Here is a 25,824-nt window from a genome sequence, read left to right as displayed (position 1 = left end):
GCCGGCATTACAGCACCAGCGCCGTGCCGTCGCGTAAAATCGCCTCGGCTTCCCCCGTGTAGCCCGTTGCTCCATGCAGAATCAGGCCGGGCAGCAGCGCGTCCGGCCCGCGCGCGCCTTTGCGCGCCTGGACGATGACCAGCTTCGCCGCTCGTCCGGCGCGCGGCCAGAGCGGCAGAACGCGGCAGGCGCCGCAGCCCGCGTCCCGCAGAACCGCGCAGGTATCGCTCAGCGATGAAGCCGGCAGGATCAGGGTGATGCTCCCGCGCGCACGCAGAACGGCGGCGAGTGCGCCAACCCAGGCGGCGAGCAGCCCTGCCGGCGCGCGATGAGCGAGCCGGCGGCCCGGATCGGGCGAGGCGGTATCGGCGACATCGCGCCAGGGCGGGTTGGCGAAGGCGTGGTGGAACCCGACGGCGAGCGGCAGTCGCGCGATATCGGCGGCGACGGCGCCGATCCCGTCAAGCCCGTTGGCATGGAAATTCGCCGCCGCGAGACCGGCAAGCGCGGGATCGCGCTCGACTCCCACGCCGGCAAGCCCCGCCACCCGATGGCCGAGGCAGAGCAGACCGGCGCCGGCGCCGGTTCCGGCCTCGATCACCCGCTCGCCCGGCCGGGCCGGTATCGCGGCGGCGAGCAGCACCGGTTCGATCCCGGTTCGGTGGCCCGACGCGCTCTGGCGATAGCGCAGCCTGCCACCGAGCAGCGTCCCTTCGGTGACGATCACTCTTCGCCGGCTTCGCGCAGCACCCGGCGCGCCCGCTCGGCATCGGCGGCACTCACCGCGATCCGGCGCGGAAACATGCCGATATTGCCCTCCACCGCCGCGATGTTCTGATCGAGCAGAACCGGCGCCAGCCCGGCGTCGCGCAGCAGCGCCATCAGGAAACTCAGGCGGATCGTATCGGTCGAGGCGACGATGACTTCCATGCGCGGCTTGCTCCCTCTCGCCTTGACCCTCGTCGCGGCAGGCCGATATGCTGTATCCGTCGCAACAATATGACAAGGTTGAACCCGGCTGTGGATGGCTTGCTGACGTCGGAGCACGATGCCGTAACCGTGATCGCGCCTGCCGGCGGGGATGCCCTGCACCGGCTCGCCGCCTTGCTCGATGCCGATCTCGCCGCCACCAACGACACGATCGTGGCGCGCATGGCCAGCGAGGTCGATCTGATCCCGCAACTGGCCGCCCATCTCATCGCCGCCGGCGGCAAGCGGCTGCGCCCGCTGCTCACCCTGGCCGCGGCCCGGCTCTGCGGCTATCAGGGCGACCGCCATATCCGCCTCGCCGCCTGCGTCGAATTCATCCACACCGCGACCCTGCTGCACGACGACGTGGTGGACGAAAGCGATCTGCGCCGCGGCCTCGCCAGCGCGAATGCGGTGTTCGGCAACAAGGCGTCGGTGCTGGTGGGCGATTTCCTGTTCGCCCGCGCCTTCGAGCTGATGGTCGCCGACGGTTCGCTGGAGGTGCTGCGCATCCTGAGCAGCGCCTCGGCCACGATCGCCGAGGGCGAAGTGCTGCAACTCTCGACCCAGAACGACCTCGGCACCGATATCCCGCGCTATTTCAGGGTGATCGAGGGCAAGACGGCAGCCCTGTTCGCCGCCGCGTGCGAGGTCGGGGCGGTGGTCGCGCAGCGCGATCCGGCGCTTTGCGCCGCCCTTGCCGCCTATGGCTCGGCGCTCGGCATGGCGTTCCAACTGGTCGACGATGCGCTCGATTACGCCGCCGACCAGGGCGAACTCGGCAAGACGGTCGGCGACGATTTCCGCGAGGGCAAGCTGACCTACCCGGTGCTCACCGCTTACGCCGCTGGCGACGCGGCCGAACGCGCCTTCTGGCACCGCACGATCGAGCTTGGCGAGCAGACCGGCGCCGATCTCGCGACCGCCCTCGACCTGATCGGCCGGCATGATGCGATCGGCCGGACGATCGACCGCGCCCACGGCTTCGCGAACGCGGCCAAGGCCGCCCTGGCGATCTTCCCCGACGATCCGGTACGGAGTTTGATGATGGACGCGGCGGACTACGCCGTCTCCCGCCGGCACTGACGCAAATCCCGCTGCCCAAAGCCTCCGCCAACCGCGGCACGCTCGGCCGCTTGCCGGGCCGCCCGTGCCGCTGCGTCCATGTCGTCCTCCTCTCAATGCAGATTTGCAGGGAAAGAAAGTTAGGAGAACGCCTCTTTTGTTCGATTTGGGAGGATCAATAGCGACCACCGTAGCAACTCGGTTGGGATGACGTTCGAGGATACCGGTCCAACCTCGTCAGCGAAGGCGGTGCGAGGTTTGGTCGTGGCTTATTCAGTATGGTTTTCGCGAAACGATGTGCTATATTTGTATAGCGCACGATCTTCAGGAGAGGTGCCATGCTCGCTATCCGATTGCCGGAAGATATCGAAAAGCGGCTGGACGCACTGGCTAAGGCGACCGGTCGTTCCAAGACCTTCTATGCCCGCGAAGCGATCCTTGAGCACTTGGCCGATCTGGAAGACCTCTATTTGGCCGAACAGCGCTTGATCGACATCCGGGCCGGGCGAACCAAAACCATTCCGCTGGCCGATGTGATGAAGCAATATGGCCTGGAGGATTGAGTTCGATCCGGCTGCAAAGAAAGAACTGGATAAACTTGACCGCCAGGCCGCCCGACGGATCGTGAAATTTCTGTTCGAGCGACTATCCGCGATCGACGATCCAAGGAGCCTCGGCGAAGCTCTGAAAGGCTCGAAGCTTGGCGAATTCTGGAAATACCGGGTCGGCGACTATCGCATTATCGCCGATATCCAGGACGGTGCGGTGTGCATCCTGGTCGTTCGCTCAGGCAACCGGCGTGGCGTTTACAAACGATAGGCAGATCTTAAACCGAATCCCAATGACAAAACGCTGTTTGCGGGCGTCATTTGCCGGCATCGGTATCAGGATAGAGCCGGTCAGGCGTAGCGCCGCTTCCGGGTTTCGGTGCTCTGGAACTGATCCAGAAAATCGCCGTATTTCTCGATATGCGCGGCAAGCCCCAGCGTGTGCTCGCGTACCCGCCGCGCCGCCAGATCCGCGTCCCGCGCTTCCAGCGCGGCCACGATGTTCATGTGATCGACGATCGAGCGCTGCGCCCGGTCGCCCTGGCGCATCGTCACCGAGCGGATCGCCCGCATATGGATGAACAGGTTCTCGACCAGCTCCGACATCAGCACGCAGCCGCTCATTCGAATGATCGTCTTGTGAAAGATCATGTTGGTCTGGGAATATTCGCTGATATGGGTGGCGGGATTCTGCTTCCTGAACTCGGCGATCGCGCGCAGCTCGGCAAGCTCCTCCGGCGTCGCCCGTTCGCAGGCGAGCCGCGCCGCCATGGCCTCGATCGCCGACCAGACGGTGATCATCTCGATCATCTCGCGCTTGTTCTTGCGCACGACATAAATACCCCGGCGCGGCACCGAGCGGACGAACCCCTCCTGCTCGAGCAGGCTCAGCGCCTCGCGGATCGGCGTGCGGCTGACCCCGAGATCGCGCGAGAGCTGGCGCTCGTCGAGCCGGACCTCCTCGGGGTGGTCGTAGATATCCATATTGGTAATCGCGTGCTTGATCGCGTCGGTCGCGAGCCGGCGCAGCCCGACGCTGGCTTCGAGCGGCTCGACCTTGATCTGCGGCAACTGGGGCGTGTCATCCATCGGAACGTCTCCTGATCGTGACACGATGCGCCATTCGCCGCGAATTTAGAATGGGCTTTTGCATGGCATGTATAATATGCACGAAAAATTTAACGATGCCCACCCCGTTTCGGGGTGGCTGCTAAGAAATTCCCATCGCCGTCCGCATGAAGGCGCGCTTCAGCCGGGGCATCCGGTTGACCGCGGCGAGGCCGAGATCGCGCGCGAGTCGCACCGGCGGCAGATCGGTCGAGAACAGCCGGTCGAGCCCGTCGGTCGCGAGCAGCATCAGCAGATTGTCCGGCCGGCGCGCACGCTGGTAGCGGGCGAGCAGACCGGGCGTGCCCGGATCGTCCGCCGCGTCGATCAACCGCGCCAGCGCCATCGCGTCGCGCAGGCCGAGATTGAGCCCCTGTCCGGCGATCGGGTGGATGCCGTGCGCCGAATCGCCGACCAAAGCGAGCCGTGCCGCGAAATAGCGATGCGCGTGCAGCGCAGAGAGCGGATAGGTCCAGCGCCGTCCGACCAGCCGGATCGCGCCGAGATGATCGCCCAGTCTGCGCGCGACCTCGGCGGTGAACCGCGCATCGTCCAGCGTGCCGAGGCGGGATGCGACCGCATGGCTGTCGGTGAACACGATGGCGGAGATATGCGCGCCATCCTCGGCGTCGCTCATCGGCAGTTGCGCGAAGGGTCCGCCGGGCAGGAAATGCTCCAGCGCCACGCCGCGATGCGGCCGCCCGTGGGCGATCGCGCAGACCACCGCGCTCTGCCGATAGGCGAAGCGGGTCACCGGAATGTTCGCCTCCGCCCGCAACTGGCTCGCCCGCCCGTCGGCGGCCACCACCAGCCGCGCCCGGAACGCCTCGCCATCCGCGAGGGTGATGGCGGCATGATCGTCCGACCGGACCACCGAAGCGTCCGACGGCGCGCGCAGGATCAGGTTTTCCGCTTCGGCGAGCCGGCGATTGATCGCCATCCGCAGTGACCGCGCCTCGACGATCCAGCCGAACGGATCGTCGCCGACATCGCGATGATCGAAATTCAGGAACAGCGGCGATGCGGGCCGTCCCGGCTTGCCGTCCGATACGCGGATCTGCTCGATCGGGCGGGGCGCGAAGGGCAGGGTGTCCCATAATCCGGTCTCGTCGAGCAGCGGACGCGAGCCCTGGGCGATGGCATAGGCGCGGCCGTCGAAATCCGGGTGCTCCATCGGCGGCAGCGCCGCCCGGTCGACCAGCAGGACCGAGCGCCCTGCCTGCGCGAGCCGCAGCGCCAGCGCGGCGCCGACCGGGCCGGCGCCGATGATCGCGATATCGGTGTCGCGCATTCCGGTCACGACGCCGTCGCGAGGGCGCTGAACTTCCAGTCGAGCGGGGTGAAATCGATATCGTTGTTGGTGAAGCCGCGAATCCGCTGCGCGGCACCCGATTTCTTGTCGTTCGCGGCCAGAACCAGCCGGTCGCACCATTTCGCGATGTCGGTCGGGGTCCAGAAAAACCGCATTTTCGGTTTCGGCACCAGGGTGCCGGCGCCGCCGGCTTCCAGCAGCCAGGCCACCGCGTCCGAACAATTCTGATGCACCAGGCTGTATTCGCCGGCCTTGGCGTGGCCTTTCGCCGAAAGCGTCTGCCGGCCCTGATGGATCGACTGGAACGCGGCCTCCATCCGGGTTTCGTTAAGCAGTTTCGTGCCGTTGAGATTGAACTTGTATTTCGCCTCCGCGCTGCGTCCCTCGGCGGTCTTGTCGCTGACGAACCGGCTTTGCACCTCTTTCAGCTTGTCGTCGGGCACCAGCAGATTGCCGCGCTCGTCGGTGGCGTGGGCGACCGCGTCGCGTGCGGCTTTCTGCGCCTTGTTGCCGTAGCCGACCTGAAGACTGTGCGAGGTGGTATGGCGCAGCGCCTGCCGGGCCCGGCCATGCACATCGTCGCCGCCGGGCCACCAGCTCAGATAGAAATCGCGATCCGCCGCACCCGAAAACCTGACCTGGATCGAGGCGTGGCCGACATTGCCGAAGCCGAGCACGCCCAGTTTGCGAAAGCGCCAGACATAGACGGTGACCGTCACGATACCCTCCAACCGGAAACGACCGGACCGCGTTCGTTGCAGGTTATGACGCCCGCCTTGGCCGGGCAAGCCCGGTGCGATGGGATGAAATGGCCGCGACCGCCACATCATTGCATATAAATTCGCCAATTCAAGTCTAAAAATTATGCTGATTTTTGGGCCGGCGAATAGAATGAAGCTTTTGTAAGCGATTGGATCGTCGAGTCTCGTTGGCATGGAATCTGCATCGATTGATCCGGGCGGCGCTGGTGCGCCGTATGACGGTCGCTGAGACCCAATGGAGACGACACGACAATGGCACTGATCCCTTCCCCCGCATGGCTCAATACCGGCGACAATGCCTGGCAGCTCACCTCGGCAACGCTTGTCGGACTGATGAGCATGCCCGGCCTGGTCGTTCTCTATGGCGGCATCGTCAAGAAGAAATGGGCGATCAACTCGGCCTTCATGGCGCTCTATGCCTTCGCGGCGGTGCTGATCGTCTGGATGCTGTGGGCCTACAACATGTCGTTCGGCAAACCCTGGCTGAACATCGGCAGTCTCGGGGCGTTCCTCGGCCATCCGGGTCAGATCACCTCCGCCTGGAACGAGGAAAAACAGGCGATCATCCCCTCCGCCGCCGCCGGCATGCCGCCGCTCGGCTATGGCATGGCGACCCTGGTTTACTTCCAGTTCGTGTTCGCCGCGATCACGCCGATCATTCTGTGCGGCTCGGTGCTCGGGCGGATGAATTTCAAGGCTTGGATGATTTTCGTGCCGCTCTGGACGACCTTCATCTATTCGGTCGGCGCCTATTCGCTCTGGGGCGGCGGCTGGCTCGGCCAGATGGGCGTGGTCGACTACTCGGGCGGCTACGTCATCCATCTCGCCTCGGCGGTATCCGGCTTCACCGCGGCGGCGATCATCGGTCCGCGCCTCGCGCGCGACCGCGAGAGCTTCCATCCGAACTCGCTGCTGATCACCCTGGTCGGCGCCGGCATCCTCTGGCTCGGCTGGTCGGGCTTCAATGGCGGTGACCCGTATTTCGCCAACGCCGATGCCGGGGCCGCCGTTCTCAACACACATACCGCTGCGGCGACCGCCCTGCTGACCTGGATCGTGCTCGATGTGTTCGCTTTCGGCCTACCCTCGGTGCTCGGCGCGGTGAACGGCATGATCGCCGGACTCGTCGCGATCACGCCGGCGGCGGGCTACGTCAATGGCACGGGCGCGATCATCCTCGGTCTCGCCGCCGGCTCGCTGCCCTGGCTGACCTGGAACAAGGTCGGCAAGATGGGCTTCATGCGCAAGGTCGACGACACGCTCGGCGTGATTCACACCCATGGCGTGGCCGCCATCGTCGGCGGGCTCGGCACCGGCATTCTCGCCGACCCGAAAATGATCGAATACCTCGCGACCGGCAAGGACACCGCGGTCAACGTGACCGGCTGGTTCTACGGCAATTTTCACCAGTTCGTCCTGCAGCTCATCGGCGCCGGTTTCATCATCGCGGTCAATATCGTGGGCACCGTCATCCTGCTCAACCTGATTCGCCTCGTGGTGCCGCTGCGGATGGACGAGGAGATGCTGAAAATGGGCGACGAAGCCGCCCATGGCGAGGAAGCCTACGCGATCTTCGCCGACGGCCAGCGCGGCGTGCCGGTGATGGGCGACTGACACGCGACCTCATCGCCACGCGATGCCAAGCCATCCAGGGTCGCCGACCCTGGATGGTTTTTCTTATGTGCCGGCGGCTCGCAAACGGTTTATCTACAGCCGGAAAACCGCCCGCTGCCCGGCGGTTCCGGGTGTCCGGTCATTTTGTTTTGTCGAATCAGGCGGATTCGGGCTACAGTTCAATCCGAACCGCATTGCCGGAGCCTGATTTACCGATGTCCGCGACCACCGATGCCCGCCGCTTCCTCTCGCCCGCCCTGAAAGCGCGCTTCGCCCGGCATTTCGCCGAGATCGCCGCCTTGTTCGCGGTGCTGGCCGGGCTGACCGTGCTGATCGCGCTCGCGACCTATCATCCCGGCGATCCGTCTTTCGATACCGCCTCTACCCTGCCGCCCGCCAATCTTGCCGGAAGGTTCGGCGCCGGTCTGGCCGATGCGCTGCTCCAGGGCTTCGGCGTCGCCGCGGTGCTGCCCGGCCTGGTCCTGCTCGCCTGGGCCTATGGCCTAGTGAACCGGGGCGGCATCGGCCATTGGCGGATGCGGCTGGCCGCCACTTTGGTCGCGATGCCCGCGCTCGCCGCCGCGCTCGGCGCCGCCCATGCGATCGACCCGCGCTTGATGCCCGACTGGCCGGTGCCCGCCGGCCTCGGCGGTGCCGCGGGTGCGCTGCTCGGCGGGTTCGGCGCCTCGGTCGCGCATTCCGCGCTCGGCGTGATCGGGCGCGGTCTCGCCCTGGCGAGTTCGGCGCTGATTGGCCTTGCCTCCACGCTCTACGCCTTCGGGCTGAGCCCTGGGGAATGGCGCGCGGCGGGCCGGGGTGCGGCCAAAGCGGCGCGGATTTCGGCCCGACAGAGCGGCCGGGCGATGCGCGGCGCGCGCAGCGGCGCCGGCGCGGTTTCGGCCTGGCTCGCCCCGGTGCTCAACACCCCGCCGATGACCGAGGCGCTCGACCCCGAGGAACGCGCGGCCCTGCTCGTGCCGCTGCATGACCGGCCAGGGCATGAAAGACTGGGGCATGAAAGATTGGTGGCGGCTCCGACAAAATTGACCAGGGCCGCGCCCGCGAAAAAGGCGCCGCCGAAGCAGGAGCGCCTGCCTTTGCCGGAAACCGGCTGGCGGCTGCCGCCGATGGAACTGCTCAAGCCGGCGCCGCAGCGCGCGACCACCGGCCCTTCGGCCGAGGCGCTGCAATCCAACGCACGGCTCCTGGAAACCGTGCTCGGCGATTACGGCGTGCAGGGGCGGATCGTGGAAATTCGCCCCGGCCCGGTCGTGACCCTCTACGAACTGGAGCCGGCGCCGGGAATCCGCTCCGCGCGGGTGATCGGCCTCGCCGACGACATCGCGCGCAGCCTGTCGGTGCTCGCGGTGCGCATCGCCACCGTGCAGGGCCGCAACGTGATCGGCATCGAGGTGCCGAACGCCAAGCGCGAGACGGTGTTTCTCTCTGAACTGATGGAAGTCGCGGAGTGGGGCGGCCATTCCGGCAAGCTCGCCCTGGCGCTCGGCAAGGATATCGGCGGCGTGCCGGTGATCGCCGATCTGGCGCGGATGCCGCATCTGCTGATCGCCGGCACTACCGGGTCGGGCAAGTCGGTCGGCGTCAACGCGATGATTCTGTCGCTGCTGTACCGGCTGTCGCCCGAGCAGTGCCGGCTGATCCTGATCGATCCGAAAATGCTGGAACTCTCGGTGTATGAGGGCATCCCCCATCTATTGGCGCCGGTCGTCACCGAACCGGCGAAGGCGGTCGCGGCGCTGAAATGGGTGGTGCGCGAGATGGAGCGCCGCTACCGCGCGATGAGCGGGCTCTCGGTGCGCAACATCGCCGGCTATAACGACCGGGTGAACGAGGCGCTGTCGCGCGGCGAGGTGGTGACGCGGCGGGTGCAGACCGGCTTCGACAGCGAGACCGGGCGGCCGATTTTCGAGGACCAGCCGCTGGCGCTCGAAGCCTTGCCGCTGATCGTCGTCGTGATCGACGAAATGGCCGATCTGATGATGGTCGCCGGCAAAGAGATCGAGGCGGCGGTGCAGCGCCTCGCGCAAATGGCGCGCGCGGCGGGCATTCACGTCATCATGGCGACGCAGCGACCCTCGGTCGATGTCATCACCGGCACGATCAAGGCGAATTTCCCGACCCGGATCAGTTTCCAGGTGATTTCCAAGTTCGACAGCCGGACCATTCTGGGCGAGCAGGGTTCGGAACAGCTCCTCGGCCAGGGCGACATGCTCTACATGGCCGGCGGCGGGCGGATCACCCGCGTCCATGGGCCGTTCGTCACCGACCGCGAGGTCGAGGACGTGGTCGCCTATCTGCGTGAGCAGGGCGAGCCCGACTATGTCGAGGCGGTGACCGAAGCGATCGAGGAGGATGCGCCGGTGATGCCCGGACTCGCCGCCGCCGAAGCCGGGGAGGGCGGGTTGTATCAGCAGGCGGTTTCGCTGGTCGCGCGCGAGGGCAAGGCGTCGACCTCCTTCATTCAGCGCCATCTGCAGATCGGCTACAATCGCGCGGCGCGGCTGATCGAGCAGATGGAGAAAGAGGGCGTGGTCGGCCCCGCCAACCATGTGGGCAAGCGCGAGGTGCTGATTACCGGGGGCCGCGACGACTGATTTTGCTCCTGCCGTGATCGTTCACGATCGGGAGCATGTGGCGGCGGCGCTGGCGGTTGGGTTGCCGGTCACGCTGCTCTCGCCGCCCGGATTCGCGCTGTATGCCGGGTGTCTGTGGTGGCAGGCGCTGCTGGAACAGGCCGGATTCACCGGGTTTTCGCTGCTCGACTGCGCCGATGCGCCGGGCCGGGCGATCGAAGCGTTGCGGCTTGGTCTCCACGGTATCGTGCTCGATGCGGAGCCGGTCATTTTCGCGCGGGTGGCGGCGATCGCCGCCGAATCCGGCGCCATTCTCCTTGATAAGCCGCCGCCGTCGCTCGATCTGGCACAGCGGGGCGCCGATCGGCGTCTTGCCGGCTGGCTTGGTGGCGCAGGCGAATTCGGCTAGCACATTGACGCCTCTGACATTCCAAGGGAGATCGACATGCGCGTGACGCAACGGGTGAGGAAAATTCTCGACTGGTACGAGAGCGACAATCCGGGCAGCAAGGGCAATCTCGCGCGCATCCTGATGCAGGGCAAGCTCGGCGGCACGGGCAGGCTGGTGATCCTCCCGGTCGATCAGGGGTTCGAGCACGGGCCGGCCCGCAGCTTCGCGAGCAACCCGGCCGCCTATGATCCGCATTATCATTTTCAGCTCGCCCTCGATGCCGGGCTGTCGGCCTATGCGGCGCCGCTCGGCATGATCGAGGCGGCGGCGGGCAGCTATGCCGGGTCGATTCCGACCATTCTCAAGCTGAATTCGTCGAACAGCCTGGCGACCGAGAAGGACCAGGCGGTGACCGGCTCGGTATCGGACGCGCTGCGGCTGGGTTGTGCGGCGATCGGCTTCACCATCTATCCGGGCAGCGAATATCAGTTCGAGATGATGGAGGAGTTCCGCGAGCTGGCCGAGGAAGCGAAATCGGTGGGGCTGGCGGTGGTTTTGTGGTCGTATCCGCGCGGGCCGAACCTCGACAAGAAGGCCGAAACCGCCGTCGATATCTGCGCCTATGCCGCGCATATGGCGGCACTGCTGGGCGCACATATCATCAAGGTGAAGCCGCCGACCGAGCATATCGGGCTGGAAGCGGCGAAAAAAGCCTATGAGAAGGTCGATATTTCGACCCTTGCAAAGCGGGTCGAGCATGTCGTGCAGTCCTGCTTCGCCGGGCGGCGGCTGGTGGTGTTCTCGGGCGGCGAGGCCGGAACTGCGGACGTGCTGATCGAGACGGTGAAGGGACTGCACGAAGGCGGCGCGACGGGCTCGATCATCGGGCGCAATTCGTTCACCCGCCCGCGCGACGAAGCGCTGGCGCTGCTCGCGCGGATTATCGCGATCTATCAAGGAAAGGCTTGAGCCAGCTTTATCTGGTCACGCCGCCGCGCATCGAGGTGGCGACCTTCCCCGATGCGCTGGCGGCGGCACTCGATGCCGGTCCGGTCGCCTGCGTTCAGTTGCGGCTGAAGGATGCGGCGGAGGATGAGGTCAGGCGGGCGATCGACGCGCTGCGCCCGGTCGCGCAGGCGCGGGATGTGGCGTTCCTGGTGAACGACCGCGCCGATCTCGCGGTGGAGCTAGGGTGCGACGGCGCCCATCTCGGCCAGGAAGATCTGGGCCCAGGCGGCGTCGCGGCGGCGCGGCGGATGCTGGGCGGCCTCAGCCTCGGGGTGACGTGCCATTCATCGCGGCATCTCGCGATGGAAGCCGCCGAGGCGGGCGCGGATTATGTGGCGTTCGGTGCGTTTTTTCCCACCGCGACCAAGCAGGCCAAGACGCGCGCGGAAGTGGATATCATCGCGTGGTGGGCGGACGTGATGGAGGTGCCGTGCGTCGCGATCGGCGGGATCACGCCGGAGAATTGCGCCCCCCTGGTCGAGGCCGGGGCCGATTTTCTTGCGGTGGTCGGGGCGGTGTGGAATCATCCCGATGGCCCCGCCGCCGGGGTGCGGGCGATGCTGGCGGCGATGACGTTAGCTGAAAATCCAAAAAGTTAATCATGATAACTGTCGCTTGTTTCACGTGAAACAAAGGGACCAAACCGGACCTAATTGGGGTGGACGTTTCGGATGGGGCTGGCATTCGATGGATGAGATGGCTGGGCAGGGCTGGAAGGATCGTCTCGCCGCATTCGATGCCGCCGGGCTTTCGGACGAAGCCTTGAGGTTTCTGCAGGTCGAGGCTTTTCAGAAACCGGACGATTTCGACATCGCGCTCGCTCTGGCCGGGCGATGCAAGGATGCGGGCCAGTTCGCCGATGCCGCCGCCGTGTTCGTGCCGTTCACTCAATCAAATGACGGGGTGTTGCGATTTCGCGGCCTGCTGGAACATGCGGATTGCCTGCGCCGTCTGGGAGATTTTCGCGCGGCCGAGGCGGAGATTCGCCGGGCGATGGCGCATGATCCCGGCAGCCATTGGCCGGTGCAGGCAATGGCGGAACTCTACGCCGCCGAAGGCCGCGATTCCGAGCGCCTGCCGCTGATCGAAGCGCACTACGCCGGACTTCGGCCGGACGGAAAGGCGGAGATCGCGCGCTACGCCTCGGGAATGCGGGCCTATTGGCACTTCAACGAGACGCGGGGCCGGCCGGGATGGCGCCCGCATATGTCCGGTCGGGTGGCGGCGCTTGCCCGTGCGGGGCTCGTGATGATGGTTAAGGATGAAGCCGATATCATCACGCAGCATCTCGATCACTATCATGCGTTGGGGTTCCGTGCCTTTTGCGTGCTCGACAACGCCAGCACCGACGAAACCGCGAAACTGATCGCCCGGTTTCGCGAAAATCATGCCGACAGCATCGTTTTATACGTCCATGATCCGGTTGTCGGTTATTATCAATCCGATAAAATGGCCATGTTTCAGGCGATTCTGCCACAATATGCAAAGCTCGCGGGCACGGTGCTGGAGTGGCTGTTTTTCGTCGATGCCGATGAATTCATCGCGTTTGCTGGCGAAGATGACGTCCGAGCCGTTGCCGAGTTCGATGCAATCCTGAATGATCCGGCGGCAAAAATTCTTGTATTTCATTGGGTCAACGGCGCGTCGTCCGATTTGATCGAGGCGATGCCCGAAAATGCCGATCCGTTCGCCATATTCACGCGTTTCAATTCCCGCCTCCTGCCTGTGGTGCCAAAAGTCGCGCTCCGGGTTGGATCGGGCTTGTTACCGATGATGGGCAATCATTTTGTTGCAGAATATGAAGGCGATTCGAACGGCGTAAGATCCATGGCGCTCAATGACTTTTACATGTGCCACTTTCCGCTTCGATCGATTGAGCATGTGCGGAAGAAAGTTTTGAATGGCGGCAGAGCGTTTCGTGGCGCGACAGGTTTAGAAGCGCATGGTAACCATTGGCGTGAGCGTTATGGGCTGTATGAAAAATTCGGTGAGCCGGTTTTACGACAAATGTTAGAAAATCATATTAACGAAATCAATTGAAATCGAAAATCCAGTATTCGTGCTCCGACAAAAATCGCTGAAAACAATGCAACCAAGTCACAAAACTCTTTGTTGAGGTAACTGGCAGTGGCCGATGGCACCACGATCTACATCACCGGCGGCAGTCACCTGGAGGCCATTGGGCGGGGCACACCACTCGTCGGGAGTGAAATATCGGTCAAGGCGTTCAGCTTCTTCGACCCGAATTTCCAGCCTGGTGTCGTCTATTCGGATGGACACTTCGTATATAATCAAAAACTTGTCGATGCTCTGGCGAACGAAGTCGCCCGGCGACCGCCCGATTGCATTGTCGCGGCGATCGGCAACAGCAACGATTTCGAGATCGGCGCGATAAAAATGCCGGCGCCGTTCGATTTCGTCGATCCCGACGATGACGGCGATGGAAGCGAGTTGGCGGGGCAATTGGTGCCGCATGACATCCTGGTGAAGCATTTCGCCCACATCCAGCGGCTGGCGATGGAGTTCATCGGCTGGGTCCGGCCGTTTTACGGCGGTCCAGTGATCGTGCCTTCGGTGCCGCCGCCGATCGCGTCGCAGGAGCGGCTCGCCGCGTTCATCCCGCCATCGTGGCGGGAGGACATGGAGAAAAACGGCCTGAATTCGCCGGCGTTTCGCAGAAAGCTCTGGAAAACCAACACGAAGGCGATGGAGCAGGAGGCGACGAAGGCGGGCGCCATCTATCTGCCTCCGCCGCTAGCCTGCTTCGATACAGACGGATCGCTTTCCGAACGATTTGTTTCAGATGCATTTCACGGCAATGCGGATTATGGCAGGCTCATCGTAGAGCAGGTTCTCGATCGGTTCAAATCGTCGGAGCAATAAACAAATGGGCGATCATCCATACAAGCATCGGCCTGACTATTGCTTTTGGCGGCCCTCGATCGCGGCGACCGACTTCAGGACGGTCGATCCGGTCGTCCGTGGTAAATTCAAACTCGGGAAAAATCACAAAATTGCCACCGCCGGAAGCTGTTTTGCTCAGCACATCGCAAGATATCTGCAAATTGCCGGGTATAATTATTTCGTGGTCGAGCGGCCACACCCGGCGTTCGCCGGATGGTTCACCGATGATTACAATTACGGCACGTTCAGCGCGCGGTTTGGCAATCTTTATACGAGCCGCCAGCTCCTGCAACTTCTGGAACGGGCGTATCAGCTTTTCTGTCCGTTTGAGGATGTCTGGACGAACGAAAGCGGCCGGTTTGTTGATCCGTTTCGCCCGCAAATTCAGCCGGGTGGGTTTTCATCAATCAAGGAACTACAACTCGATCGCAAACAGCATTTTTCGGCGGTTCGAACCATGGTCGAGGAACTCGACGTATTTGTATTCACCCTGGGTCTCACGGAGGCGTGGGTTGGGCGTGACGATGGCGCGGTTCTTCCCCTTTGCCCTGGCGTCGCCGGCGGTATTTTCGATGGAGCGAAGTACGAATATCGAAATTTTTCGGTCAGCGATGTAACGAGCGATCTGCGGAACGCGATAGACTTCATCCAGGACAGAAATCCCCGAGCCCGCTTTATTCTGACCGTGTCTCCGGTGCCTCTTGTCGCCACGATGGAAGACCGAAGCGTTCTTGTTTCAACGGCATATTCAAAAGCGGTGTTGCGCGTGGCGGCCGATGTCGTCGCGAACGAGAGCGACAGCATCGCCTATTTTCCGTCATTCGAAATCATTACCGGGCAACATGCCGGCAACACATATTTCGAACCCGATTTGCGTTCGATCAGGCCGGACGGCGTTGCACACGTCATGGGACTGTTCGCGAAGCATTATCTTGATGATGGTGAAAATTCCGACGAAAAACCGGATTCGGCAATCGACGAGCAGATGGCGAATCATCGGCAGCGCATGACGGATCTCGCGAAACTCATCTGCGAGGAAGAATCCCTGAACCGGCAATAGTTGTTATTTACGAAATTTCGCCGTGATGTGATGCAGGCGATTAGGGTGGCGGAAGCGGCGGCGATTCTGGATTGTGTCAGAAGCCGCGCGGTGGTGCGGTTGCGTTTTGCGTGGGCGAGGCTGGATCGAGGGCGGCGCGGAGGCGGTTCTTGGCATCGGACAGGCGCGCGCGGGCGGATTGGGCGTCAAGGCCGCGGCGGAGCATGATTATGGCGGTTTTCGCTTCGAAGCCGGCGTCGCGCAGGGCGGCCTCAGCGGTTTGGGGATCGCAGTGCGCGATCGCGGCGACGATGCGAATCGCACGGGCGCGCAGCTTGGCGTTGGTCGGCTTGAGATCGACCATGTAGGGGCCGAAGGTCTTGCCGAGGCGGATCATCACGATGGTCGACAGCGCGTTGAGCGCGATTTTCTGGGTGGTGCCGGCGGAAAGCCGGGTCGAGCCGGCGAGAATTTCGGCGCCGGTTTCGACGATCACCGCGATATCGGCTTCATCCGCGATCGGGCCGGGGCTGTTGACGATGCAGCCGGCGAGCGCGCCGCGAGATTTCGCCGCTTCGATCGCAGCGCGGGTGAAGCGCGTGCCGCCCGAGGCGGCGATGCCGACGAGAGCGTCGTTCGGGCCGATATCGTGGCTGGCCAGGATGGCGGCGGGCGCCGCAACATCGTCCTCCGCGCCCTCGACCGCGCCGGCGATTGCTGAATCGCCGCCGGCGACGATCGGGACGATGATGCCGGGCGGCAGCGAGAAGGTGGGGCCGCATTCCACCGCATCGAGCACGGCGAGCCGGCCGGAGGTGCCGGCGCCGGCATAGAACAGCCGGCCGCCGGACGCGAGTTTTTCGAACACCGCGTCGATCAGGGCGGCGAGGGCGGGGGCTGCATCGCGCAACGCGGCCTGGGCGCGAACCTCCTGGTCGAGCATTGCGCCGAGGATGGCGCCGGTGGTCCGGCAATCGAGATCGCCGAGCTCCGCGCGCACGGTTTCGGTCGGCGGCAGGGTCATGGCCTTGTCCGCGTGCTGGATTGCTTCGTCGGCGCCGCGCGCCGCCTCCTCGCAATGACGTGCCCGGTCATCGGCCATTTTCGGTGAGTCTCGGTATCAGCGGACCAGCATTGGTCCCAGCGGCCGGCCGGCGAAAAGATGGACGTGGAAATGCGGGACTTCCTGGTGGCTGTCCGGCCCCATATTGGCGAGCAGCCGATAGCCGCTCTCCTCGAAGCCGAGCATGTTCGCGACATGGCCGACGGCGCGGATGAAGCCGGCGATTTCCGCGTCCGGCGCGCCGGCGGAAAAATCGGCGAAGGAGATGTAGGGCGATTTGGGAATCACCAGAACATGGTGCGGCGCCTGCGGGTTGATGTCGTGAAAGGCGAGGCACCATTGGTCTTCATAGACCTTGCGGCAAGGGATTTCGCCGCGCAGGATTCTGGCGAAGATGTTGCTGTCGTCATAGGGCGGTTTGCCGGACACGCCGGGCTTGGGATTGACGGTCATGGGATTTTCCTCGTTTCGGCGATGGCGAGCATGACGGGGCGGGCGGATTTTTCGGCGATGCCGGAAATTCCCTCGCGGCGTTTCAGTTCGGCCCAGACATCCTCGGGGCGCAGGCCGGTGGAGACCCACATCACCAGGAGATGATAGAGCACATCGGCGCTTTCGGCGATCAGCGCGTCCCGGTTGCCGGCGACCGCCTCGATCAGGCATTCGATCGCTTCCTCGCCGAATTTCTGCGCCACCTTGTTGGTGCCGCGCGAGAGCAGGCGGGCGGAATGGCTGATCAGCGGATCGGCCGATTTGCGCGCGATGATGGTGGACCAGAGACGATCGAGCACGCGCGCATCCGGCGCGTCCGGCCTGAGGTGCGGCACCGGCGGCAGGGCTGCCGGCCTGGATTTGCGCGAGGCCGCTGCCTTGGTTTTGGTTTTGGTCGCCTTGGGTTTGACGGGCTTTTTCGCCATGAAATTCCTTTCAACGCGCCCTATTGCCGTTTGCGGTGCCCGGAGATGGATTGCTTCGCGGCGCTCGCAATGACGGGCGTGGTGACGGGATCGGGCGGACCGGCAATCCGGCGCCGGCCAGCGCCGCTTTCACCGCGGCGATGGTGAACTGGCCGAAATGGAACACGCTGGCGGCGAGCAGGCCGGTCGCCCCGGCGCGCGCGCCCTCGACGAAATGATCGAGCGTGCCGACGCCGCCGGAGGCGATCACCGGAATGGTGACGGCACCGGTCGCCGCGCGGAGGAGCGGGATATCGAAGCCCTGGCCGGTGCCGTCCCGGTCCATCGAGGTGAGCAGGATTTCGCCGGCGCCGCGCGCGGCCGCCTCGGCGCACCAGGTGATGGCGTCGATCCCGGTGCCGCGCCGCCCGCCATGGGTGAAGATTTCCCAGGTGCCGTTGCCGGTGGCGCGGGCATCGACCGCGACGACCACGCATTGGCTGCCGAATTTGCGCGCCGCCTCGTTGATGAAATCCGGCCTTGCGATGGCGGCGGAATTGATGCTGCATTTATCCGCCCCGGCGAGCAGCAGGCGGCGCATGTCCTCGGTCGTCCTGATGCCGCCGCCGACGGTGAGCGGCAGGAACACGCGCGCGGCGGTGCGCGAGACGACATCGAGAATGGTGTCGCGATTCTCGTGGCTCGCGGTGATGTCCAGGAAGGTCAGTTCGTCGGCGCCCGCCGAATCGTAGACCGAAGCCTGCTCGACCGGGTCGCCGGCATCGCGCAGCGCGACGAAGTTCACGCCCTTCACCACGCGGCCATCCTTCACGTCCAGGCAGGGGATGACGCGCAGCTTCAGCATGGCGGTTTCAGCATCAGGCGGCTTCCGCCAGGGCGGATGCGGCATCGAGGCTGCCGTCGTAGAGCGCGCGGCCGATGATCGCGCCGGTAAGGTTTCTGGTGCGGGCGGCGGCTTCGCGGAGGCGCAGAATATCAGCGATTCCGGCGACGCCGCCGGAGGCGATGACCGGGATGGCAATCGTGTCCGCCAGCGCCTCGGTGGCGGCGAGATTGAGGCCGGCGAGCATGCCGTCGCGCGCGATATCGGTGTGGATGATCGCGGCGATCCCGGTGTCTTCGAGCCGGTGGGCGAGATCGGTCGCGGTGAGGCGCGAGGTTTCCGCCCAGCCCTCGGTCGCGACCATGCCGTCCCGCGCGTCGATGCCGACGACGATGCGGCCGGGGTATCTGGCGCCGGCTGCGCGGACCAGTCCGGGATTTTTGACGGCGGCGCTGCCGAGGATGACGCGGGAAATGCCGAGGGCGAGCCACGCCTCGATCCCCACCATGTCGCGGATACCGCCGCCGAGCTGCACCGGGACAGAGACCGCGCGGAGAATCGCCCGCACCGCATCCCCGTTCACCGGGCGGCCTTCGAAGGCGCCGTCGAGATCGACCACGTGGAGCGCGCGAAATCCTGCCGCCTCGAAGGCGCGCGCCTGCGCCGCCGGGTCTTCGGCGTAGATCGTGGCCTGATCCATCGCGCCGCGCTTCAGCCGCACGCAGGCGCCGTCCTTGAGGTCGATCGCGGGATACAGGGTCAGCGCCATGGGGGACACACCCTACGAGCCCGCTTGCAGCAGCTTGTAGTAGTAATGCCCGGCGACCGTGCGGCCGTCGGCGCGGGCATAGGCCGGATGGGTGCCCCAGCGGATGAAGCCGGCGGCTTCGTAAAGCGCGATCGCCGCAGTCTGGGTTTCCCGGACATCGAGATTGAGCACCTGATAGCCGAGCGACCGGGCGCGGTCTTCCAGCCGGCTCACGATCAGCCGGGCGAGGCCGTGGCCACGCGCATAGGGTGCGACGAAATTATGCATGAGCGTGGCGCCGAACGCCTGCGCCTCGTTGTTGCGCGGCGGGCGGACGAGCTGGGCGGCGCCGTAGATCGTGCCGTCCATCCGCCCGACGAACAGCTCGCGCTCGGGCACCAGGATCACGCCGCGGAAATACTGTTCCAGCGCCGCGCGGCCGGGTGGCTTAAGCCAGCCGAAGCCGCCGCCGTCGATGATCGCGGCGTCGGCCGCTTCGCACAGCGCCTGCATGTCGTCGTCGGCGATCTCGGCGAGGCGATCGACCGCCAGCGTGTCCGGCGGGGGGAGATCCTGGGTTTGGGCTTTGCTCATTGCGGGGTCCAGCGCAGGAAATTGGCGAGAATGGTCAGGCCCACCTCCTGACTCTTTTCGACATGGAACTGGGTACCGGCGCGATTGCCGGAGGCGACCATGGCGACGATTTGCGTTCCATAATCGGTGGTGGCGATGACGTCCTTGGTGTTCGACGCGAGCGCATAGGAGTGAACGAAATAGGCGTGATCGCCGGGCTCGATGCCTTCCAGCAGCGGGTGCGCGCCGGGTGTGAAGGACAGCTCGTTCCAGCCCATATGGGGCAGGCGCAGCCCGTCCGCCGCGATCGGGGCGATGTCGCCCTCGATCCAGCCGAAGCCCTGAGTGATTTCGTGTTCCAGCCCGCGCGCGGCCATGAGTTGCATGCCGACACAGATGCCGAGGAACGGCGCGCCGTTCTCGACCCGGCTGAGCATGGCGTCGCGGAGCCCCGGTTTCGCCGCGAGGCCGCGCGCGCAATCGGCGAAGGCGCCCTGGCCGGGCAGGACGATGCGGTCGGCCCGTGCCACCGCATCCGGTTCGTCGGTGATCGCGATCCGCGCGCCGATGCCGAGCCGCGAGGCCGCGAGTTCGAGCCCGCGTGCGGCGGAGGCGAGGTTGCCGCTGCCATAGTCGATGACCGCGAGATTCACAGCACGCCCTTGGTGGAGGGGACAGCGCCCTGGGCGCGCGGGTCGGGCTCGGCCGCCACGCGGAGCGCGCGCGCAGCGGCCTTGAACGCGGCTTCGGCGACGTGATGGGCATTGCTGCCGGCGCGGCGGGTGAGATGCAGGGCGAAGCCGCCATTCACGGTCAGGGCGCGGAAGAATTCCTCGACAAGCTGGGTGTCCATGTCGCCGAGCATCGGGCGTTCGAACGTCATGTCGAACACCAGGAAGCCGCGCCCGGACAGGTCGATCGCCGCCTCGCACAGCGCCTCGTCCATCGGGGTCGCCGCGAAGCCGAAGCGGGTGATGCCGGATTTGTCGCCCAGCGCCTGGCGGATCGCCTGGCCGAGCACGATGCCGGTGTCCTCGATCGTGTGATGCGCGTCGATATGCAGGTCGCCCTCGGCGCGGACCGCGAGGTCGAGCATGGCGTGGCGGCCGAAGGCGGTGAGCATGTGGTCGAAAAAGCCGATGCCGGTGGCGATTTCGGTGCGGCCGGTGCCGTCGAGATCGAGGGCAAGTTCGATCGCGGTTTCGGAGGTCTTGCGGGTGATCTCTGCGGTGCGGGCCATGGGGGCTGCCTAGCCCAAATCCCCCGCTCCGCCAATGATGCGGAGCCGGTTATCAGGAAATTGACTCAGCAAAACGTAGCGTCAGCTCGTAATGCGGCGCGCGTCTTGTGGCGCGAAGCCCCTGGCGCGGGACGCGCCTTATGGCGCGATGGCGCGGATGCCCCTCCGTTGCGCTTCCAGCGATCCTTCGGATTGCCGGAACCTTGCGCAACTCCGCCCATCCGGCGACTGAGGGCAGTAATGGTTCAATGGTTGATCTGTTCGAGGGCCAAGCCCCTGGTGGAGGGCCCGAGCGCGATCATGACGATGCCGACGATCATCGCGATGCCGATGAACACCGCGACGCCGGGAACGCCGTAATCGGCGAGCAGGATGCCGATCGCGAGACCGGCGAAGGCGGCGGCGATCCGGCTCCAGGAATAGACGAAGCCGACGGCGCGGGCGCGGATGCGCGTGGGGTAAAGCTCGGGCTGGTAGCCGTGATAGGCGAAGGACATCACGTTGGAGGCGAGGGTGAACAGCACGCCGAGCACGATCAGCACCGGCGGCGCGGAGGACTGGGCGAACAGTGCGATCACGATGCCCATCACCAGCAGTCCGCCGATGATCTGGGTCTTGCGTTCCAGCCTGTCGGCGAACAGGGTGCCGAGCAGCGGGCCGAACGGATTGGCGATGGCGATGATGAACGCGTATTCGAGACTCGCGGTGACATGGATGCCGCGATGGATCAGCAGCGTCGGCACCCAGGCGGCGAAGCCGTAGAAGCCGATCACCTGGGCCATGTTGAAGATCGACAGGATGATCGTGCGCTTCAGATAGAGCGGGCCGAAAATCTCGGCGAACGAGCCGGTGCCGGCTTCCTCGGGCGCTGCCGGCTGCGGTGGCGGCAGGGCGATTTTTTTCTCCGCGGCGACTTTCCGCTCGATCTCGGCGACGATTGCCTCCGCCTCGGCGATCCGGCCGTGGCGGGCGAGCCAGCGCGGGCTTTCGGGAATGCCGCGCTGCAGGAACCACACGACCAATGCGCCGATCGAGCCGCGCCGCGATGTCAGCCGATTGCTGTCCAGACATTTTTGCTCCCCGCTTTCGAGTCGCCCGCCAATGGCGAGCAATTTTTCGATCTTTATCGTTAAGCCAGCACCCGCGACGATTGGCAAGGGAATCGATCCCCCGGCCCCGGATTCGGCATCGCAGTCATGCCGCGCTTGCCGGAAGCGTCGGGCGATGCCATCTCCGCGCTCATGACGAATCCGAACGATCCGGTCGGCTGGCATGGCACGACCATTCTCTGTGTGCGGGCGGGCGGCTCGGTCGCCATGGCCGGCGACGGCCAGGTGAGCCTGGGCAATACCGTGGTGAAGGGCAATGCGCGCAAGGTGCGGCGCATCGGCGGCGGCGCGGTGCTCGCCGGGTTCGCCGGCGCCACCGCCGACGCCTTTACCCTGCTCGAACGGCTGGAAGCCAAGCTGGAGCGGTTTCCCAACCAGCTCGAGCGGGCCTGTGTCGAGCTCGCGAAGGACTGGCGGACCGATCGCTATCTGCGCCGGCTGGAGGCGATGATGGCGGTGGCCGATAAAGTGCATTCCTACACGCTGACCGGCAATGGCGACGTGCTGGAGCCGGAGGACGGGATCATCGCGATCGGCTCGGGCGGCAACTACGCGCTCGCCGCCGCCCGCGCGCTGCTCACCGTCGATGGGCTCGCCGCTGAGGAGATCGCCCGCCGCGCAATGGCGATCGCCGGCGACATCTGCATCTACACCAACCATAACGTGATTGTTGAAACCCTGTGATCGACAGCCCCACCTATACCCCGCGCGAAATCGTCTCCGAGCTCGACCGGTTCATCGTCGGCCAGGACGACGCGAAACGCGCCGTCGCCATCGCGCTGCGCAACCGCTGGCGCCGCCAGCAATTGCCGGAAGCCATGCGCGAGGAGGTCGTGCCGAAGAACATCCTGATGATCGGCCCGACCGGCTGCGGCAAGACCGAGATCGCGCGCAGACTGGCGAAGCTCGCGCAGGCGCCGTTCATCAAGGTCGAGGCGACCAAGTTCACCGAAGTCGGCTATGTCGGGCGGGATGTGGAGAGCATCGTGCGCGATCTGGTCGAGGTGTCGATCAACATGCTGCGCGAACTCAACCGCAAGGGCGTGCAGGCGCGCGCCGAACTCGCCGCCGAGGAGCGGCTGGTGACCGCTCTGGTGGGCGAGGGCGCCGCGGCGGAAACCCGCAACCGGTTCCGCCGGATGCTGCGCGACGGCGAACTCGAAGACAAGGAAATCGACATCGAGATCGCCGAAGCCCCCGGCGGAGTGATCGGCCAGATGGATATCCCCGGTATGCCGCCGGGTGGGGCGATCAATCTCGGCGACATGATGAAGTCGATGTTCGGCCGCCAGCAGGGCCGCAAGCGGATGAGCGTGGCGGCGGCGCGACAGGCGCTGAACCGCGAGGAGGCGGACCGGCTGCTCGACACCGAACAGCTCGTCGCCGATGCGCGGTCGCACGCCGAGAATCACGGCATCGTCTTTCTCGACGAGATCGACAAGATCTGCGCCCGCACCGAAGGCGGGTTTCGCGGCGGCGATGTCTCGCGCGAGGGGGTGCAGCGCGATTTGCTGCCGCTGATCGAAGGCACCACGGTTTCGACCAAATACGGGCCGGTGAAGACCGACCACATCCTGTTCATCGCCTCGGGCGCGTTCCATGTGGCGAAGCCGGCGGATCTGCTGCCCGAATTGCAGGGGCGCCTGCCGATCCGCGTCGAGCTGGCGTCGCTGACGCGGGAGGATTTCCGGCGGATTCTGACCGAGCCCGAGCATTCGCTGCTCAAGCAGTATGTCGCGCTGATGGACACCGAGAAGGTCCATCTCGACTTCACCGACGATGCGGTGGATGCGATCGCCACCCTCGCCGCCGATATCAACGACCGGGTCGAGAATATCGGCGCGCGGCGGCTGGCGACCGTGCTGGAGCGGATGCTGGAGGAGATCAGCTTCGCCGCGACCGACAAGGCCGGGGAGAGCATCACGGTGGATGCGTCGCTGGTGCGCGAGAAGGTGGCGCCGCTCGCTGCCAAAGGCGATCTCAGCCGGTTTATCTTGTAGCGCCGGCCGATAGAGAACGCGCTCAGGCGATCAGGTCGATCGCCTCGGCGAGTTTGATGTCGCGCTCGGACAGGCCGCCGGCGTCGTGGGTGGTCAGGGCGATCGAAACCCGGTTCCACACATTCGACCATTCCGGGTGGTGGTCGTGCTTCTCGGCGAGCAAGGCAACGCGGGTCATGAAACCGAATGCTTCGGAAAAATCCCGGAACTTGAACGACCGCTCGATCGCGTCGCGGCCCTTGGCCAGGATCCAGTTCGGCAGAAGATCGACCAGCGCGGCACGCTCGGCCTCGGTCAGCTTGGCGATCATTTTTTTGCTCCTTCAATACTGAGAATCGCGGTAACGGCTTCGCGCAGCGCGGGGATGATCTCCGCCTCGAACCAGGGCCGCCGCGCCGCCCAGGCACGGGTGCGCCAGGACGGATGGGGCAGCGGAAACCGGGCCGGCAGGAAATCCCGGTAGCCGAGCACCCGCGCTTCGAGCCTGCCCTTGCCGAGATAATAGGCCTGGGCGTAGCTACCCACCAGAAGGGTCAGGCGAAGTGCGGGCAGCGCGGCGGAAAACCGCGCCTGCCAGAGCGGCGCGCATTCGGGGCGCGGCGGCGCATCTCCGCCGCGCGGGAGGCGCCCCGGATAGCAGAAGCCGATGGGCAGGATGGCGATTCGGCTGGTGTCGTAGAACGAAGCGCGATCGAGGCCGAGCCAGTCGCGCAGCCGGTCGCCTGACTTGTCGTTCCACGGGATGCCGGTTTCATGAACCCGCGTGCCCGGTGCCTGGCCGACGATCAGCAGACGGGCGGTGGCGGAGGCGCGGACGACCGGCCTTGGCCCGAGGGGAAGTGCAGGGGCGCAGACCGTGCAGGCCCGCGCCTCGGCGATCAGCGCGTCAATCCTTGACGATGGCGCGATGGGCGGGGTGATAGGTTTTTGCATTGTCGGGCTCGACATGCAGATACAGGATCATCTTGCCCGCGCCCAGGAAATCGATGCTGCACGGGATCAGCCCGCTCGCGTAGAAGCGGAACCGGTTCTGTTCGAGCATCAGATGCGCCCCGTCCGGCGCCAGCGTGACGGTCTGGCCGGGCTTGATCCTGATCGCGCCGATCGCCTTGCCGGTGCGGTCGAGCAGAACCGTCCGGTGCGCGACCGGGCAGCTCGTCGAGACCAGGGTATCGGGGGTCAGCCCGTCATTATGGATGGTGAAGAAGCCGGGCGTCGATTTGCCGGCCTCGCGGGTCACGCGGGTCCAGCCCTGGCCGACCGTGATGCCGGGCATGACGTTCGCCGCGGTCTGGGCGAAGGCAGGGGCGGCGAGCGCGGCGAGAGCGGCGAGAACGAGGCCGAAGATGAGATGTTTCAGATGGGTCATGAAATCGTTTCGTATTTCTCGATCTGCCAGGATTCGGGTTCGGTGGCGGCGAGGCGATACCATTCCGCGACCAGCGAATGAGCACGCACTGCCTGCACATAGGCTAGTGCCGGTTTCGAGAGCGGCGGGGCGTAGGTCAGGAAGCGCGACGCCACCGGCGCGAACATCACGTCGGCGCCGGTGAAACCGGCACCGAACAGGAACGGCCCGTTCGCGCCGAAACGCGCGCGGGTTTCGGTCCAGATCGCCTCGATCCGGGCGATATCCGCGAGGCTGCCGTCGTTTTGGCCGTGCCCCGGAAAGGTCCGGCAGCAATTCATCGGCATGGCGAGGCGCAGCTCGCGGAACCCGCTATGCATTTCCGCCGCGATGGCGCGGGCATGGGCGCGGGCGATGCGCTCAGACGGCCAGAGCGCGGGGGCGATCTCGGCGCAGTATTCGAGAATGGCGAGGCTGTCCCAGATTTTGGCGCCGTCATGCTCCAGATAGGGCACGAAACCGGAGGGCGAGACCGCGCGGACTTCCGGCGTGACGCCGCCCTTGAGCGGAATCACCTCGGCCTCGGCGGGAAGGCCGGACAGCCGGACCGCCAGCCAGCCGCGCAGCGACCAGGAGGAATAGCGCCGGTTGCCGATGTAAAGAGTCGCGGGTTCAAGGGTCATGCGCGATG

At 65.3% G+C, this 25,824-nt stretch carries 32 protein-coding genes; 13 read left to right on the top strand and 19 right to left on the bottom strand.

Annotated features, from left to right (window positions below):
• Window positions 1–7: 7 nt before the first annotated feature.
• Window positions 8–727, bottom strand: coding sequence for a tRNA1(Val) (adenine(37)-N6)-methyltransferase (locus L2A60_RS03165; RefSeq protein WP_235702919.1), 720 nt, complete (start codon window positions 725–727; stop codon window positions 8–10).
• On the bottom strand, window positions 724–930 hold the full coding sequence (locus L2A60_RS03160; RefSeq protein ID WP_235702918.1) for a putative signal transducing protein: 207 nt from the start codon (window positions 928–930) through the stop codon (window positions 724–726). Before L2A60_RS03160 ends, L2A60_RS03165 begins: the two co-directional genes overlap by 4 nt.
• A gap of 90 nt (window positions 931–1,020) precedes the next feature.
• Between L2A60_RS03160 and L2A60_RS03155 the strand changes: the two genes are divergently transcribed.
• The 3 genes from L2A60_RS03155 to L2A60_RS03145 all read left to right on the top strand — a co-directional run bounded on the left by L2A60_RS03155 (window position 1,021) and on the right by L2A60_RS03145 (window position 2,853).
• Entirely contained in the window at window positions 1,021–2,055 is a 1,035-nt protein-coding gene (locus tag L2A60_RS03155; protein WP_235702937.1) for a polyprenyl synthetase family protein, read from the top strand.
• A 317-nt stretch (window positions 2,056–2,372) separates the two neighbouring features.
• Window positions 2,373–2,597, top strand: a complete 225-nt coding sequence (gene relB, locus L2A60_RS03150) for a type II toxin-antitoxin system RelB family antitoxin (RefSeq protein ID WP_235702917.1) — start codon at window positions 2,373–2,375, stop codon at window positions 2,595–2,597.
• The gene (locus tag L2A60_RS03145) at window positions 2,581–2,853 is read left to right on the top strand and encodes a type II toxin-antitoxin system RelE family toxin (protein WP_235702916.1); all 273 of its coding nucleotides are present in this window, start codon (window positions 2,581–2,583) and stop codon (window positions 2,851–2,853) included. The genes relB and L2A60_RS03145 overlap by 17 nt, the downstream gene beginning before the upstream one ends.
• An 80-nt stretch (window positions 2,854–2,933) precedes the next feature.
• Here L2A60_RS03145 and L2A60_RS03140 read toward each other — a convergent pair whose 3' ends face one another.
• From L2A60_RS03140 to L2A60_RS03130, 3 genes are all read right to left on the bottom strand, one after another.
• Window positions 2,934–3,671, bottom strand: a complete 738-nt coding sequence (locus L2A60_RS03140) for a GntR family transcriptional regulator (RefSeq protein WP_235702915.1) — start codon at window positions 3,669–3,671, stop codon at window positions 2,934–2,936.
• Between the two features lie 121 nt (window positions 3,672–3,792).
• A complete protein-coding gene (locus tag L2A60_RS03135; protein ID WP_235702914.1) occupies window positions 3,793–4,980 on the bottom strand; it encodes a UbiH/UbiF/VisC/COQ6 family ubiquinone biosynthesis hydroxylase in 1,188 nt (395 codons plus the stop codon).
• Window positions 4,981–4,985: 5 nt separating this feature from the next.
• Window positions 4,986–5,720, bottom strand: coding sequence for a hypothetical protein (locus tag L2A60_RS03130; RefSeq protein WP_235702913.1), 735 nt, complete (start codon window positions 5,718–5,720; stop codon window positions 4,986–4,988).
• Window positions 5,721–6,014: 294 nt separating this feature from the next.
• On the opposite strand from L2A60_RS03130, the gene L2A60_RS03125 reads away from it, so the two are divergent.
• From L2A60_RS03125 to L2A60_RS03100, 6 genes are all read left to right on the top strand, one after another.
• Entirely contained in the window at window positions 6,015–7,376 is a 1,362-nt protein-coding gene (locus tag L2A60_RS03125; protein WP_235702912.1) for an ammonium transporter, read from the top strand.
• A 215-nt stretch (window positions 7,377–7,591) separates the two neighbouring features.
• Window positions 7,592–9,991, top strand: coding sequence for a DNA translocase FtsK (locus L2A60_RS03120; protein WP_235702911.1), 2,400 nt, complete (start codon window positions 7,592–7,594; stop codon window positions 9,989–9,991).
• A gap of 13 nt (window positions 9,992–10,004) precedes the next feature.
• A complete protein-coding gene (locus tag L2A60_RS03115; RefSeq protein WP_235702910.1) occupies window positions 10,005–10,379 on the top strand; it encodes a hypothetical protein in 375 nt (124 codons plus the stop codon).
• 36 nt (window positions 10,380–10,415) lie between these two features.
• The gene (locus L2A60_RS03110; RefSeq protein ID WP_235702909.1) at window positions 10,416–11,330 is read left to right on the top strand and encodes a class I fructose-bisphosphate aldolase; all 915 of its coding nucleotides are present in this window, start codon (window positions 10,416–10,418) and stop codon (window positions 11,328–11,330) included.
• On the top strand, window positions 11,327–11,968 hold the full coding sequence (gene thiE, locus L2A60_RS03105; protein ID WP_235702908.1) for a thiamine phosphate synthase: 642 nt from the start codon (window positions 11,327–11,329) through the stop codon (window positions 11,966–11,968). The genes L2A60_RS03110 and thiE overlap by 4 nt, the downstream gene beginning before the upstream one ends.
• Window positions 11,969–12,056: 88 nt before the next feature.
• Entirely contained in the window at window positions 12,057–13,409 is a 1,353-nt protein-coding gene (locus L2A60_RS03100; protein ID WP_235702907.1) for a glycosyltransferase family 2 protein, read from the top strand.
• Between the two features lie 57 nt (window positions 13,410–13,466).
• On the opposite strand, the gene L2A60_RS03095 is transcribed toward L2A60_RS03100, so the two are convergent.
• On the bottom strand, window positions 13,467–13,871 hold the full coding sequence (locus L2A60_RS03095; RefSeq protein WP_235702906.1) for a hypothetical protein: 405 nt from the start codon (window positions 13,869–13,871) through the stop codon (window positions 13,467–13,469).
• A gap of 15 nt (window positions 13,872–13,886) precedes the next feature.
• Between L2A60_RS03095 and L2A60_RS03090 the strand changes: the two genes are divergently transcribed.
• Complete coding sequence (locus tag L2A60_RS03090; RefSeq protein ID WP_235702905.1) at window positions 13,887–14,252, top strand: hypothetical protein; 366 nt, start codon at window positions 13,887–13,889, stop codon at window positions 14,250–14,252.
• A gap of 4 nt (window positions 14,253–14,256) precedes the next feature.
• Window positions 14,257–15,333, top strand: a complete 1,077-nt coding sequence (locus L2A60_RS03085) for a GSCFA domain-containing protein (RefSeq protein ID WP_235702904.1) — start codon at window positions 14,257–14,259, stop codon at window positions 15,331–15,333.
• Between the two features lie 76 nt (window positions 15,334–15,409).
• On the opposite strand, the gene L2A60_RS03080 is transcribed toward L2A60_RS03085, so the two are convergent.
• From L2A60_RS03080 to L2A60_RS03040, 9 genes are all read right to left on the bottom strand, one after another.
• Entirely contained in the window at window positions 15,410–16,414 is a 1,005-nt protein-coding gene (locus L2A60_RS03080) for an N-acetylmuramic acid 6-phosphate etherase (RefSeq protein WP_235702903.1), read from the bottom strand.
• A gap of 18 nt (window positions 16,415–16,432) precedes the next feature.
• Window positions 16,433–16,828 carry a histidine triad nucleotide-binding protein gene (locus tag L2A60_RS03075; protein ID WP_235702902.1) on the bottom strand — a complete coding sequence of 132 codons (396 nt, stop codon included), beginning with the start codon at window positions 16,826–16,828 and terminating at the stop codon, window positions 16,433–16,435.
• A complete protein-coding gene (locus tag L2A60_RS03070; RefSeq protein ID WP_235702901.1) occupies window positions 16,825–17,292 on the bottom strand; it encodes a phosphoribosyl-ATP diphosphatase in 468 nt (155 codons plus the stop codon). Before L2A60_RS03070 ends, L2A60_RS03075 begins: the two co-directional genes overlap by 4 nt.
• 10 nt (window positions 17,293–17,302) lie before the next feature.
• Window positions 17,303–18,136, bottom strand: a complete 834-nt coding sequence (gene hisF / locus L2A60_RS03065) for an imidazole glycerol phosphate synthase subunit HisF (protein ID WP_235702900.1) — start codon at window positions 18,134–18,136, stop codon at window positions 17,303–17,305.
• 13 nt (window positions 18,137–18,149) lie between these two features.
• Entirely contained in the window at window positions 18,150–18,884 is a 735-nt protein-coding gene (hisA, locus tag L2A60_RS03060; RefSeq protein WP_235702899.1) for a 1-(5-phosphoribosyl)-5-[(5-phosphoribosylamino)methylideneamino]imidazole-4-carboxamide isomerase, read from the bottom strand.
• A gap of 12 nt (window positions 18,885–18,896) precedes the next feature.
• On the bottom strand, window positions 18,897–19,457 hold the full coding sequence (locus tag L2A60_RS03055) for a GNAT family N-acetyltransferase (protein WP_235702898.1): 561 nt from the start codon (window positions 19,455–19,457) through the stop codon (window positions 18,897–18,899).
• On the bottom strand, window positions 19,454–20,089 hold the full coding sequence (gene hisH / locus L2A60_RS03050) for an imidazole glycerol phosphate synthase subunit HisH (protein ID WP_235702897.1): 636 nt from the start codon (window positions 20,087–20,089) through the stop codon (window positions 19,454–19,456). The genes L2A60_RS03055 and hisH overlap by 4 nt, the downstream gene beginning before the upstream one ends.
• Window positions 20,086–20,676, bottom strand: coding sequence for an imidazoleglycerol-phosphate dehydratase HisB (gene hisB / locus L2A60_RS03045; RefSeq protein WP_235702896.1), 591 nt, complete (start codon window positions 20,674–20,676; stop codon window positions 20,086–20,088). Before hisB ends, hisH begins: the two co-directional genes overlap by 4 nt.
• A gap of 245 nt (window positions 20,677–20,921) precedes the next feature.
• A complete protein-coding gene (locus tag L2A60_RS03040) occupies window positions 20,922–21,833 on the bottom strand; it encodes an MFS transporter (protein WP_235702895.1) in 912 nt (303 codons plus the stop codon).
• 84 nt (window positions 21,834–21,917) lie between these two features.
• Here L2A60_RS03040 and hslV point away from each other — a divergent pair, with 84 nt between their 5' ends.
• Both hslV and hslU read left to right on the top strand, forming a co-directional pair.
• Window positions 21,918–22,469, top strand: a complete 552-nt coding sequence (gene hslV, locus L2A60_RS03035) for an ATP-dependent protease subunit HslV (protein ID WP_235702936.1) — start codon at window positions 21,918–21,920, stop codon at window positions 22,467–22,469.
• A complete protein-coding gene (hslU, locus tag L2A60_RS03030) occupies window positions 22,466–23,785 on the top strand; it encodes an ATP-dependent protease ATPase subunit HslU (RefSeq protein ID WP_407932508.1) in 1,320 nt (439 codons plus the stop codon). Before hslV ends, hslU begins: the two co-directional genes overlap by 4 nt.
• A 22-nt stretch (window positions 23,786–23,807) precedes the next feature.
• Here hslU and L2A60_RS03025 read toward each other — a convergent pair whose 3' ends face one another.
• From L2A60_RS03025 to L2A60_RS03010, 4 genes are read right to left on the bottom strand one after another with little or no spacing between them, the layout of a single operon-like run.
• Window positions 23,808–24,095, bottom strand: coding sequence for a 4a-hydroxytetrahydrobiopterin dehydratase (locus L2A60_RS03025; protein WP_235702894.1), 288 nt, complete (start codon window positions 24,093–24,095; stop codon window positions 23,808–23,810).
• Window positions 24,092–24,718: a uracil-DNA glycosylase family protein gene (locus tag L2A60_RS03020; RefSeq protein WP_235702893.1), complete on the bottom strand. Its 627-nt coding sequence runs from the start codon at window positions 24,716–24,718 to the stop codon at window positions 24,092–24,094. Before L2A60_RS03020 ends, L2A60_RS03025 begins: the two co-directional genes overlap by 4 nt.
• Window positions 24,672–25,154: a copper chaperone PCu(A)C gene (locus tag L2A60_RS03015; protein WP_235702892.1), complete on the bottom strand. Its 483-nt coding sequence runs from the start codon at window positions 25,152–25,154 to the stop codon at window positions 24,672–24,674. Before L2A60_RS03015 ends, L2A60_RS03020 begins: the two co-directional genes overlap by 47 nt.
• Complete coding sequence (locus L2A60_RS03010; protein ID WP_235702891.1) at window positions 25,151–25,816, bottom strand: glutathione S-transferase family protein; 666 nt, start codon at window positions 25,814–25,816, stop codon at window positions 25,151–25,153. Before L2A60_RS03010 ends, L2A60_RS03015 begins: the two co-directional genes overlap by 4 nt.
• Between the last annotated feature and the right edge of the window lie 8 nt (window positions 25,817–25,824).

The organism is Acidiphilium iwatense (assembly GCF_021556475.1).
GTDB classification, from domain to species: Bacteria; Pseudomonadota; Alphaproteobacteria; order Acetobacterales; family Acetobacteraceae; genus Acidiphilium; species Acidiphilium iwatense.
This window is presented reverse-complemented; position numbering and strand designations above follow the sequence as displayed.